Source organism: Mesorhizobium sp. KR9-304 (assembly GCF_040049215.1).
Lineage (GTDB): Bacteria > Pseudomonadota > Alphaproteobacteria > Rhizobiales > Rhizobiaceae > Mesorhizobium_K.
Window position 1 is genome coordinate 204,220 of the sequence record NZ_JBDZDN010000001.1, and the last position, 11,875, is coordinate 216,094.

Genomic DNA, 11,875 nt, shown 5'->3' on the forward strand with positions numbered 1-11,875 from the left:
CCTTACCGCTGCAGCGACTCGATATAGCCCGTCAAATTGTGAATCCGCTCGGTTGTCACGACCTCGCCCCCGCTCGGCCCATAGAGCTTCGCGTCTTCTTCCAGGAACTGGCGGCCCCATACCGGCATCTCGCGGTCACCATGGCTCGACACGTCGAAACGGCCATCGATGACCGCAAAGACGTATTGGTAGGGGAAGCGGCCACCGTTGCGCTGCGCCAGACCGGTGAGGTCGGGCGGGCGTTTCATCAGCGCGTCGGTCAGCGGCCCGCTACCCTCGGCGTCCACGCCGTGGCAAACGGCGCATGAATTGAGGTATTCCGCGGCGCCGTAGCTCATTTCCTGCGCGGCCGCCGCGCCCCAGGCCACGCCTGCAAAGGTTGCCACCGCGAAGAATTTCATGTCGTCCACCGTTTTGCCTGCGTTGCACGGAGCTTACATCCGTAGCGGACGTTCATCTTGATTTCAGTCAATCGCTCTGCGCTCGCGGGCCATCGCGCCCCGCCGCGTGCAATGGGCGCCGCAACGCCCTTTCATTGCGGTATGTTCGTCACCTCGTAGGTCCAGACCCGGAACGTCTTCAAGACATGCGGGCCGAACGAGTTGACGAGCGGGATGTCGGTCGCGTCGCGCCCCCGCGCCACCACGATCCTGCCGATCCGCGGAATGTTGTTGCGCGGATCGAACGTATGCCATTCGCCCTCGAGGAAGACCTCGATCCAGGCGCTGAAATCCATCGGATCCACGACGGGGACGCCAATGTCGCCGAGATGGCCGTTGACGTAGCGGGCCGGAATGTTGAGGCACCGGCAGAAGGTGAGCGCGAGATGCGCGAAGTCCCTGCATACGCCGACGCGCTCGTGGAACGTTTCGTAGGCGGTGCGGGTCGACCGGGCCTGTTGGTAGTCGAAACGGATATGGCCGTGGACGAAATCGCAAATCGATTGCACCCTGGACCAGCCCGGCTTGAGGCTGCCGAACAGGTCCCATGCTACCTGGCTCAGCCGGTCGGTTTCGCAGTAGCGGCTGCCCATCAGATAGACGAGGGTGTCGTCCGGCAAGTCCGGCACCGGGACTTCCCTGGCGCCAGGCAACACAATGTCTGGCTTGCCGTCGTCCTCGATTGTGGCGTCGCCCCAGATCGTCAGATCGCCGGCCGGCGCGACAAGCCGCCGGCACCGATTGCCGAAGAGGTCGCGATAGGTCGACGTCGGCACCTCGGGCGTGGTGAAAATCGTCTCCGGAACCCGGATATCCGCGGCGCGATCCTCATGCACCGACAGCAGACAAACCAAAGCGGTCGGCTGCTGGCAGGTCAGCGTGATCTCGTAGCCATAGCGGATGAGCATTGGGCGGCCTCTGCCGGAAGTCGGCAGCAGTCAGGGTATAGGAGTCGCGGCGGCGTTGGGAATAGGCTATTCGCGCGATATCCTGGATCGAGCCGCGCGAGGCGAAACGCGCCTAAGCCTTTCCCCTGGGGGCGACGACGATCTCGGCTTCGAGTTTCCTCGTCGCAAGACCGCGCGCGATGGCTTCGGCGCTTCCCGCGGCGCGGGAAAGCGCGGTCGCCTGGCGCTTGGTGATGACCAGCCCATCGGCGAGCGCGGTCGGCCGCGAGAAGGCGCGTGACAGGAACGGCGCCCGGCTGGCGCGCGCCCGGGAAAACCGCGCCGGCATCGACATCCTGACGATATGGGCGAGCACCGGCTCGATCCAGCCGTCGACAAGCCGAGCGCCGGGTTCCAGAAGCAGCAGCCACTCGCCCTTTGCCTGCCGGATGCCGACGGCAACGCCACCGGTCGCGATGTAGTGACAGCCGGCATGCTCGGCCACGCGGTGCGTCTGGTCGGTCGAGCCGAGGTCGCAGACGATGACGTCGCGCACCACGCCCTCCACCGCCCCGCCGATCAGCGAAGCCAGCGTCCGGGTCAGGCCCTCCTCGTCGTTCCTGGTCTCTATCAGAACCGTCAACATCGTTAGCCGCATAGCGGAAAGCCCGGCGCCACGCCAGTTCCGCCTGCCGGAACCAAAAAGTTCTTGCTTTGTTCTCATTGGAGAAATAGGAATAGTTTCATGAGAACCGCGATTCGCACCCCCGACGAAAAGCCCTGGGAAAGGGCAAAGATGGAACAGATCGTGCGCGCCGACATTGCAGCTTTCGGAAGCGGGAGAGCCGAGATGGCCAACGCGATGATCGAGCAAAGCGGCATCAGGGTGCGCCCTGAGCGCAACCGCGGCCGATCGGCGGGCATCAATCCCAGCGGCCGATTCGAACCGGTAACCCGCCACGTCTTCGACGACGGCTGGGAGACGCTCGAGGATCTGCCGCCTTTCAAGACCGAGGTGCAGGTGGAGAAGCCGCGCACGATCGTCACGCGCAACGAATCGCCGGACATCTCCTTCGACCGCTCGATCAATCCCTATCGCGGCTGCGAGCATGGCTGCGTCTACTGCTTCGCCCGGCCCACGCACAGCTATATGGGCTTGTCGCCGGGGCTCGACTTCGAATCGAAGCTGTTCGCCAAGCCGGATGCGGCCAAGCTGCTCGACAAGGAACTGTCGAAGGAGGGCTACCAGCCGCGCACGATAGCGATCGGCACCAACACCGACCCCTACCAGCCGATCGAGAAGCAGTGGCGCATCATGCGCGAGATCCTCGAGGTGCTCGAGGCGCGCAACCATCCGGTCGGCATCGTCACCAAGTCGGCGCTGGTGACGCGCGACATCGACATCCTTTCGCGCATGGCCGAGCGCGGCCTCGCCAAGGTGGCGCTGTCGGTGACGACGCTCGACCGCATGCTGGCGTGCACTATGGAACCACGCGCGTCGACGCCGACGAAGCGGCTGGAGGCGATCAGGCAGCTCAGCGACGCCGGAATCCCGGCCTCGGTGATGGTGGCCCCGATCGTGCCCGGCCTGACCGACCAGGAGATCGAGAGGATTCTCGACGCCGCCCGCGCGGCCGGGGCGCAGGACGCCGGCTATGTGCTGCTCAGGCTGCCGCTCGAAGTCAGCCCGATCTTCAAGGACTGGCTCCTGCGCCACTATCCCGATCGCTACCGGCACGTGATGTCGCTGATCCGCTCGATGCGCGACGGCAAGGACTACGATTCGGAATGGGGCAAGCGCATGCGCGGCACCGGCCCCTATGCCTGGCAGATCGGACGCCGCTTCGAGATCGCGGCGCGCCGGCTCGGCTTCAATGCCAAGCGGACGTCGCTCAGGACCGATCTGTTCGTCCATGCCGAGAAGAAGAACGAGCAGCTGATGCTGCTTTGACCCGAACATTGCCCGCTCGCGGTTGATCCGAGCCGGCGAACGAATCCGTCCAGCCCGCCCCCGGCTGCCGACGGAGCCTCCCGGACCGCCGCCCCAGCGGCCCGGGAAGGCCTTGCGGAGAATCGGAACCGATGCGAGCATTGCCGCAACATGGCTCGCGCGCGCTCCGATTCTCCGCCCCTCTTCGATCTGGACCAGAAACCCGACTTCACGTTTGAGAGGAAGGCGATCCGGGACGGGCTTTGGCCGGTTGCGGGTCTCGACGAGGCAGGCCGAGGGCCGCTCGCCGGACCAGTGGTCGCGGCCGCCGTCGTGCTCAATCCGAAACGCATCCCCAAGGGCCTCGACGATTCCAAGCGGCTGACGGCGCTGCAGCGCGAGGCGCTTTTCGAGACAATCCTGAAGACCGCGCTCGGCGTCGGCGTATCCTCGGTTTGCGCCGAGGGCATCGACCGCAGCAACATCCTCAAGGCGAGCCTGGAGGCTATGCGCCGCGCGCTGACGGCTCTGCCGATCACGCCGCTGATGGCGCTGGCCGACGGGCGCGACGTGCCGCCGGGGCTGCCCTGCGAATGCAAGGCGCTGATCAAGGGGGACCAGCGCTCGCAGTCAATCGCGGCCGCCTCGATCGTCGCCAAGGTGATGCGCGACCGCATGATGCAGGGCTGCGGCAGGGCCGACCAGCGCTACGGGCTGGAGATCCACATGGGCTACGCGACCGAGCGGCACCGCGCGGCGATCGAGATCCACGGACCCGCCTCACGTCTCCACCGCATGTCGTTTTCGCCCTTCCGCCTCGTGGAGGTGGAAGAAGAGGTCGTCGAGTTTGATTTGCTGGAACTCGTTCTTCCGGCCGAAAACGAAAAAGCCGCCTGACCGGCGGCTTCCGCTGTCGCATGCTCGCGATGAAACTCAGTTCAGCTTCGACTTCAGCTCCTGCAACGAGGACTTGAACAGTTCCTCGCCCGCCTTGATCTCGGGATTTTCGGCAAAAAGCTTGCGGGCAGCCTCGATGGCGATGTCGACGGCGCTCGACCGCACCTCGTTGACCGCTTCGCGCTCGGCCTGGGCGATCTTCTGCTCGGCGATCGCGGTGCGGCGCGTAACATATTCCTCGGTCTTCTTGTGCGCCTCGCCAAGCAGCATTTCGGCTTCGCGCTTGGCCGCCGTCACGATGTCGGCGGCTTCCTTCTCGGCCTGCTTGCGCTTCTGCTGGAATTCGGCGAGCAACGCCTGCGCCTCTTCGCGCAGGCGACGCGCCTCGTCGAGGTCGGAACGGATCTTCGTGGCGCGGGCATCGATCGCCTTGGCGATCATGCCGGGCACCTTCATATAGACCACGACGCCGAGGAAGATGAACAGCGCAACGGCCGCCCAGAATGTTGCCAGTGACGTTGCATCCATGGCGCTAGCTCCTGACCGACTTCACGGCCGAGGCGACGTCCGCCTTGCCGGCCTTTCCGCCCAAAGCGGAAACGATGGCGGCGGCGGTTTCCTCAGCGATCGAGCCGACGTCCTGCATGGCTGCGTCTTTGATTTTGGCGACGCGTTCTTCCGCCTCGGCCATCTTCTGGTCGAGGCTGGCCGAGATCGACTTGCGGGCCGCCTCGGCTTCCTCCTTGGCGCCGTCGCGGGCCTTCTGGCCTATGGCGTTGGCGTTGCCCCGGGCCTCGGCCAGTTCCTGCTCGTAGGCGGCAACGGCCGCGTCGGCCTCGCCCTTCAGCCTGGTCGCCTGCTCGATATCCTGGGCGATGCGGTTCTCGCGCATTTCCAGGATGCCGGCGAGCCGGGGCATGATCACCCTCTTCAGGAACAGATAGAACAGTCCGAAGGTGATCGCGATCCAGAGAATCTGCGACGGGAAGGTGGAGGCATCGAAGGGCGGGAAACCCGCCTCCCCGTGCCCGCCCTCGGCCGGTACTTCCGTGCCGGCGGCATGACCGGCATCGGCCGGCGCCTCGGCGCCATGCCCGTCTTCCACGGCGGGAGCGGTTTCTTGCCCGTAGGCATCCGTCACGAACATCTCACGTCCTCGAACCGGAGCCGGCCGCGCAAGCGGCACGGCTCAAAGCGGGAGAGCAATATCAGCCGAACAGCGCGAGCAGCGCGATGAGCAGCGAGAAGATGCCCAGAGCTTCGGTCACGGCGAAGCCGAAGATCAGGCGGCCGAACTGGCCGTCAGCCGCCGACGGGTTGCGCAGCGCGCCCGCCAGGTAGTTTCCGAAGATCGAGCCCAGGCCAATACCGGCTCCGCCCATGCCCAGGCACGCAATGCCAGCGCCGATGTACCGTGCTGCTTCAGCTTCCATTTTTCTACTCCTTGGTGGATTTGGGAAGTTTCCGTTGAACCGGCGCCATGCCGGCGTTTCTCTTGTTTCCTCAGTGACCCGGATGGATCGCGTCGTTGAGATACATGCAGGTCAGTACCGCGAAGACATATGCCTGCAGGAAGGCGACCAGGAATTCGAGACCGGTCAACGCCACCGCCATTGCAAGCGGCAGCACCGCGCCGGCGATGCCGACCGTGCCTAACGCGGAAAGCGACACGACGAAGCCCGCGAACACCTTCAGCGTGATGTGGCCGGCCAGCATGTTGGCGAACAGGCGCACCGACAGGCTGATCGGACGCGACAGGAACGAGATCACCTCGATCGCCACCACCAGCGGCAGCAGAATGCCGGGCACGCCGCTCGGGACAAAGAGATGGAAGAAGTGCAGGCCGTGCTTGTAGAGGCCGTAGACGACCACGGTCAGGATCACCAGCATCGCAAGGAAGAAGGTGACGATGATGTGGCTGGTGACGGTGAAGAAATAGGGGAACATGCCGAGCAGGTTGGCGACCAGCACGAACATGAACAGCGAAAACACCAGCGGAAAGAACTGCATACCCTGCTTGCCGGCGGCGTCGCGCAGCATGTTGGCGACGAATTCGTAGGACATCTCGGCGACCGACTGCAGCCGCGACGGGATCAGCGCGCGGCTCGACGTGGCGACATAGAGGAAGGCGCCGGCGACGAGCACGGTAACGACCATGAACAGCGAGGAGTTGGTGAAAGACAGGTCGAGCCCGCCGACGTGGAAGTCGACGATCTTGTTGATGTGGAACTGGTGGATCGGATCGACCTTGTCCGGTGTAGCCACTTGTCATCCCCTGAGGCCGCCTGCCGGCCCCGTTTTGCTTCGCGTCCCGGCAAAGCCGGAACATTTAATCCTTGCGCCTCGGCCCCTGGTTTGACCCGTGGCCGAATTCGGCGACCTTGCCGACCGAGCGCAACACGTTCAACACGCCCGCGACGAAGCCGAGCAGCAGGAAAACAATCAAGCCCCAGGGCGATGTCCCTGCCAGCCTGTCTATCCCCCAACCGAGCCCTGCGCCGACCGCCACTCCGGCGATGAACTCGCTGGACAGCTTCATTGCCTGGCCGTAGCCGGTGGCGCCGCCGGCGCCTTCCTTCCTCTCCTGCCTGTCCGGCTGTCTCGTGGCAAGGGATGCTTCGAGATTTCGACGGCGGCGTTCGAGGTCGTCGTCGCGGTGGTCTCTGCCGCCCTGCCCGCCCGGCCCGGATCTTCCGGTTTCGCCTGGCCCGTTTGAACCGGCCATCGCAACCTCCATGCCCCGGCCAGCGGGCTCAATTCCCGTCCGCTCCAAGTCGCGCGCAACATAGTTAGGGGGCCTTGCTCCGTCAAGCCGGGCAAAGGCTCCCGCAGTCGACAATTTTTTACAATAAAATCAGATAGTTACCGAAGTGCGACATAGTGCGCGGCTGTTTGGCGGAGGGTATTCCCGCGAATCCCCGCGCGAGGCAGGTTCGGAGAAGCTGCCCGCCGCTGCCCGAAAGCTTCAGCTCCAGCCGCCGCCATAGGTGCGGTAGAAGATGTGGAGGCCGATCTTCTTCATCTTCTGCATCGAGCGCGCCCAGCGCGGGCTGACATATTGCGCGTAGTAGTGCGTGGACGACGCGACCTCCGGCAGGAATATCTTTCCGGCCGTCACCGCCATGGCGATGTCCTGGGCGGTCTTGTAGATCGACGGGCTGGTGATGCGGTCCTTCTTGCCGTCGCAGGCGAAGGAGAACTGGCACCGGTTCTTCTGGTTCTCGTTCTGATAGACGACGCCGCAGATCGTACCAGGATAGGTCGGGTTGCGAACGCGGTTGAGCACGACCTGCGCCACCGCGGCCTGGCCGCGCAGGCTCTCGCCGCGCGCCTCGAAGTAGATGGCGTTGGCAAGGCACTTCTGTTCCTTCGCCGAGAAGACGCTCGCCGGCAGCGGCTTGCTCATCCAGCCGTGATCGCCCTTGGAGACCGGCGGGATGAAACGGCCCGTATCGTTGGGGTCCTTCATCAGGCTCTCGAAAGGCGAGGCCTGGGCGTAGTCGGGCTTGGCCGGCGCATAGGCGGTGGCGAGGATGTCGGCCTTGTCGCTGGTGACCAGGCCCGCCAGGACGGCGGGAACGCCGGGATCGCGCTTCTTGTCCTGCTTCATGTAGAAGGCGTTGGCAATCTGGACTTCCTTGCCGCGGATGTCGGGCATGGCGAAGGCCATCCGGACCTCGTCTTTCCTGGGGCCGACGAGCAGGCTGGTGCGCTTGAAGATCGATCCGGCGTCGAAAGTCCTCGGCGGCGAAACGGGCGCTATCTGGACGATGCGGCCCTTCTTGCCGGAGCGGGCGATGCGGTCCTCGTCGGGAATGGGATTGGCCGACTTGGCGCGCAGCGACACCTTGCCGATGCCCGGTGAAGAAATGCCAGATCCCGATATCGATGCGGTCGCGACGTCACCATCTGCAAAGGGCATCTCGGCGGCATGGACGGAGCCGGCCGCGGACTTCTCTACGAAGGCATTCCAGCGCGCGCTCTCGCCCTCGATGCCCGACACCAGGCTGGCCATGTCCTGAAAGGCGGCGACCGTTGGGAAGCCGATCCAGATACCAAGGCCGAGGATGAAGGGAGACAGGAAGGAACGCTTGTCTCGGCTGGTGGCGGCAGCAAGCCGCGTCACTAGTCGTCGATGCACAGAACCACACTCCAGGACGCGACAGACCCACTGGAGGGCACACTGCGGCATTAACCTTGATGGAGCGTTAACGGTGCCGATGCGGCGGGAATGTGTCTGCCTCTGCATCGGCCCGAAAACCGGAACGGTTTTCGGTGAGCACGATGCAGAAAATTCAAGTGCTGGAGCGTCCTTTGTGCGTCCCAAGGACGCACGGCGCTCCAATGCGGCAGCGCGCCGCATTATTTCCTGGTTTTTGCCCTCGAGGCGTAGGGATTGTCGGAAGCGTGGATCGACATGCGCATCGGCACGCCGGGAATGTCGAAAGTTTCACGCAATCCGTTAACCAGATAACGGATGTAGGATTGCGGCACGTCGTCGGGCCGCGTGCAGGACAACATGAAGCCGGGGGGCCTGGTCTTCACCTGGGTGATGTATTTCAGCTTGAGGCGGCGGCCGGCGACGGCAGGCGGCGGATGGTGCGCGACGGTTCCTTCCAGCCAGCGGTTCAGCCGCGCCGTGGAGATGCGGGTGTTCCAGACGCGGTGGGTCTTCAGCACGGCGTCCATGAGCTTGTCGAGGCCGCGGCCGGTCTCGGCCGAGACCGGCACGGCCAACACGCCGCGCACCTGCGGCAACAGCCGTGCCGTCTTCTCGCGCAGGTCCGCGAGCGCCTCCTGCGGGTGGTCGATCAGGTCCCATTTGTTGAAGGCAATGACCAGCGCCCTGCCCTCGCGGATGATCAAATCGGCGAGTTGCAGGTCCTGCTTCTCGAACGGGATGGTCGAATCGAGCACGACAACGACGACTTCCGCGAAACGGATCGCGCGCAGCCCGTCGGCGACCGAGAGCTTCTCCAGCTTCTCCTGCACCCTGGCCTTGCGGCGCATGCCGGCGGTGTCGAAGAGTTTCATTGCGCGGCCGCGCCATTCCCAGTCGACCGAGATGGAATCGCGGGTGATGCCGGCCTCCGGCCCGGTGAGCAGGCGCTCCTCGCCGATCAGCGCATTGATTAGCGTCGATTTGCCGGCATTCGGGCGACCGATGACGGCGATGCGCATCGGCTTGGTGTCGTCATAGGCCGGCTCGGCATCGGGATCGGCGATATCCTCGCCGATCAGCGTTTCGCTGACGGCCGGAAGGTCTTCGTCCTCGTCGTCCTCGAAAGCGCGCTCCTCGCCGAGCGCCTCGATGACGGCGTCGCGCAGCTCGGGCAGGCCCTGGCCGTGCTCGGCCGACACGCCGATCGGTTCGCCGAGCCCGAGTTCCCAACTCTCGAGCAGACCACCTTGAGCGCCCTTCGCCTCGGCCTTGTTGGCGACGAGCACGACCGGCTTGCCCGACTTGCGCACGATTTCGGCGAAGGTGCGGTCGTCGGGGGTCAGGCCGGCCTTGGCGTCGATCATGAAGAAGATCAGATCGGCCTCATCGATCGCAATGTCGGTCTGGGCGCGCATGCGGCCCTGCAGGGTTTCCGGCCCCGCGACCTCGAAGCCGGCCGTATCGACCACGTCGAAATGGAGATCGTAAAGCTTTGCCGGATGGACGCGGCGGTCGCGCGTGACGCCGGGCGTGTCGTCGACGAGCGCCAGCCTGCGGCCGGCAAGGCGATTGAAAAGCGTGGACTTGCCGACGTTAGGCCGGCCGATGATGGCTATCTTGAAACCCATCGATCACGACGCCGTGCCCTGGCCGCGGATCAGCTCCGCAAGCAGGGTGGCGCGCTCACGGTTGTTGCGCGGAGCCTCGTTGTCGGCGGCGATCTGCTCGAACAGCTTCAGCGCGTCGGAGGCGCGGCCTTCCTTCCAGGCGGACAGGCCAAGCGCCTCGCGCGCCGAGTGGCGGAGCGGATTGCTGTCGGCGGTGAGCGCCTCGGCGCGGGCGGCGACGTCGGCGTAGGAGCCGCTGTCGACCAGGATCAGCGCGGCGCGCAAATTCGCCATGTCGCGGATCGACGCCGGTATAGAGGTGTCTGCCGCGACCTCGTCGAAACTCGCGACGGCGCCCGCCGTATCGCCCTTGGCGGCAAGCACGGTGGCGGCGCGCATGCGCGCAAGCAGCGGATAGGCGCCGTAACCCTCGGCCTCGAGCTTTTCCAGCGCGCCGAGCGCCTCGTCGTTCTTGCCCTCGTTGGCGAGGGTAAGCGCCTGCGAGAAGGCGTCGCCCGAGCGGTTGGCGCGGCTTGTCGTCCAGTATTCCCAGGCCACGAACCCGGCTGTGGCGAGCACCACCAGCACGGCAAGCGCCAGCGCATAGGGTCCGTAGCGGTCCCATAGCAGACGCGCCTGATCCTGGCGCATTTCCTCGTTGACTTCGCGGAAGAAGCTGTCGTCCGACATTTTTTCCTGAACCATGCCGGCCTTAGCCAGCCAGCCCCCTTGTGAGCGTGCGTTTTAGCGGAATTTTGCCGGCATGGAAGGGGGACGATGAAAATTGGGACGCGGTGTATCGTCGCCGCTATCGTACCTACGCCACATTTGCCACTTAGCCGCGGAAGTCCACCGTCGAAAACCGGGTACCCATGTCCGTAGCCTGCCGCGTCGCGATCAGCCTCTGCCTGTCCGTGTTCATTGCCAAGGTGGGTCCGGTCCAGGCCGGCGCAATCGCGGTCAAACCGGCAGGCGAGGATACAAGCGGCGCTGTGGCAGTCGGGCCGAAGGCGCACAAACCGCAATACGTCATCGTCTCGTTCGACGGCGCCCACGACATTGCGCAATGGCAGCGGAGCCGCGCGCTGGCGGCGCGGACCGGCGCGCGATTCACCTATTTCCTCTCCTGCGTGTTCCTGCTGTCGAAGGAGATGCGAAACGAATACAAGGCGCCAGGCAAAAAGGCCGGCCGCTCGGAAGTGGGCTTCGCGCAGACGAAAGCCGAGGTGGCCGACAGGCTCGGTCAGATCCGGCTTGCCGCAGCCGAGGGTCACGAGATCACCAGCCACGGCTGCGGGCATTTCGACGGCAAGGGCTGGAGCAAGGCGGACTGGCTGAAGGAATTCGCGTCCTTCAGGCGCATCCTCAGCGAAGCCTATGAGATCAATGGCATCGACGGCGAGCCGGCGGACTGGAAGAGCTTCGCGGACGGCGCGGTGTCCGGTTTCCGCGCGCCGTATCTCAGCAGCAGCGCGGCACTTTACCAGGCGCTGCAGACGGCCGGCTTCGCATACGACGCGAGCGGCATCTCCAAGGGCCCGGTCGAGCCGGAGTTGGCAGGAGGCATCGAACGCTTCGCCCTGCCGCAGATTCCGGAAGGGCCGATGGCGCGGCGGGTTATCGCCATGGACTACAATCTGTTCGTCCGGCACTCCGGCGGCTTCGAGCGCCCGGATGAGGCGGCCGCCTTCCAGGAACGCAGCTACGAGGCGTTCAAGGCCGCGTTCGACGCGCAATATGAGGGCGACCGCGCGCCTCTGCAGCTCGGCTTCCACTTCACGCTGATGAACGACGGCGCCTATTGGCGCGCGCTGGAGCGGTTTGCCGGCGAGGTGTGCGTCATGGCGGATGTCGTCTGCACCAGCTACGCCGACTATCTGGCGCGAAGGCGGCCGGTCACCGGCGGCGAGCCGGCAGCCAACACGGCAGGCGGCTGACCCGCCTGCCTGTTC

At 65.1% G+C, this 11,875-nt stretch carries 14 protein-coding genes and 1 pseudogene; 3 read left to right on the plus strand and 12 right to left on the minus strand.

All coding sequences use genetic code 11. From position 1 onward, the window contains the following. Positions 1-2: 2 nt before the first annotated feature. From ABLE71_RS01015 to ABLE71_RS01030, 4 genes and pseudogenes are all read right to left on the minus strand, one after another. Positions 3-401, minus strand: coding sequence for a cytochrome c (locus ABLE71_RS01015; RefSeq protein ID WP_348783617.1), 399 nt, complete (start codon positions 399-401; stop codon positions 3-5). A 131-nt stretch (positions 402-532) separates the two neighbouring features. Continuing rightward, positions 533-1,348, minus strand: coding sequence for a transglutaminase family protein (locus tag ABLE71_RS01020; protein ID WP_348781524.1), 816 nt, complete (start codon positions 1,346-1,348; stop codon positions 533-535). A 13-nt stretch (positions 1,349-1,361) separates the two neighbouring features. Further along, positions 1,362-1,460 (minus strand): annotated as a pseudogene (locus ABLE71_RS01025) (DUF1488 domain-containing protein); the annotation flags it as partial. Further along, complete coding sequence (locus tag ABLE71_RS01030; protein WP_348781525.1) at positions 1,461-1,973, minus strand: glycosyltransferase; 513 nt, start codon at positions 1,971-1,973, stop codon at positions 1,461-1,463. A 150-nt stretch (positions 1,974-2,123) separates the two neighbouring features. Here ABLE71_RS01030 and ABLE71_RS01035 point away from each other — a divergent pair, with 150 nt between their 5' ends. Both ABLE71_RS01035 and ABLE71_RS01040 read left to right on the plus strand, forming a co-directional pair. Then, the gene (locus ABLE71_RS01035; RefSeq protein WP_348783618.1) at positions 2,124-3,278 is read left to right on the plus strand and encodes a PA0069 family radical SAM protein; all 1,155 of its coding nucleotides are present in this window, start codon (positions 2,124-2,126) and stop codon (positions 3,276-3,278) included. 150 nt (positions 3,279-3,428) lie between these two features. Further along, on the plus strand, positions 3,429-4,154 hold the full coding sequence (locus ABLE71_RS01040; RefSeq protein WP_348781526.1) for a ribonuclease HII: 726 nt from the start codon (positions 3,429-3,431) through the stop codon (positions 4,152-4,154). Between the two features lie 36 nt (positions 4,155-4,190). On the opposite strand, the gene ABLE71_RS01045 is transcribed toward ABLE71_RS01040, so the two are convergent. From ABLE71_RS01045 to ABLE71_RS01080, 8 genes are all read right to left on the minus strand, one after another. Continuing rightward, the gene (locus ABLE71_RS01045; RefSeq protein ID WP_348781527.1) at positions 4,191-4,682 is read right to left on the minus strand and encodes a F0F1 ATP synthase subunit B; all 492 of its coding nucleotides are present in this window, start codon (positions 4,680-4,682) and stop codon (positions 4,191-4,193) included. Positions 4,683-4,686: 4 nt separating this feature from the next. Beyond that, a complete protein-coding gene (locus ABLE71_RS01050) occupies positions 4,687-5,301 on the minus strand; it encodes a F0F1 ATP synthase subunit B (protein WP_348781528.1) in 615 nt (204 codons plus the stop codon). Positions 5,302-5,362: 61 nt separating this feature from the next. After that, complete coding sequence (locus ABLE71_RS01055; RefSeq protein ID WP_121583194.1) at positions 5,363-5,587, minus strand: F0F1 ATP synthase subunit C; 225 nt, start codon at positions 5,585-5,587, stop codon at positions 5,363-5,365. A gap of 70 nt (positions 5,588-5,657) precedes the next feature. Next, the gene (locus tag ABLE71_RS01060) at positions 5,658-6,419 is read right to left on the minus strand and encodes a F0F1 ATP synthase subunit A (protein WP_348781529.1); all 762 of its coding nucleotides are present in this window, start codon (positions 6,417-6,419) and stop codon (positions 5,658-5,660) included. 64 nt (positions 6,420-6,483) lie between these two features. Then, positions 6,484-6,879, minus strand: coding sequence for an AtpZ/AtpI family protein (locus tag ABLE71_RS01065; RefSeq protein WP_348781530.1), 396 nt, complete (start codon positions 6,877-6,879; stop codon positions 6,484-6,486). Between the two features lie 240 nt (positions 6,880-7,119). Next, on the minus strand, positions 7,120-8,295 hold the full coding sequence (locus tag ABLE71_RS01070) for a cell wall hydrolase (RefSeq protein ID WP_348781531.1): 1,176 nt from the start codon (positions 8,293-8,295) through the stop codon (positions 7,120-7,122). A 221-nt stretch (positions 8,296-8,516) separates the two neighbouring features. Beyond that, a complete protein-coding gene (der, locus tag ABLE71_RS01075) occupies positions 8,517-9,944 on the minus strand; it encodes a ribosome biogenesis GTPase Der (protein ID WP_348781532.1) in 1,428 nt (475 codons plus the stop codon). A gap of 3 nt (positions 9,945-9,947) precedes the next feature. Next, complete coding sequence (locus tag ABLE71_RS01080) at positions 9,948-10,613, minus strand: tetratricopeptide repeat protein (protein WP_348783619.1); 666 nt, start codon at positions 10,611-10,613, stop codon at positions 9,948-9,950. A gap of 182 nt (positions 10,614-10,795) precedes the next feature. On the opposite strand from ABLE71_RS01080, the gene ABLE71_RS01085 reads away from it, so the two are divergent. Next, positions 10,796-11,860, plus strand: coding sequence for a polysaccharide deacetylase (locus ABLE71_RS01085; RefSeq protein WP_348781533.1), 1,065 nt, complete (start codon positions 10,796-10,798; stop codon positions 11,858-11,860). Positions 11,861-11,875 lie beyond the last annotated feature (15 nt).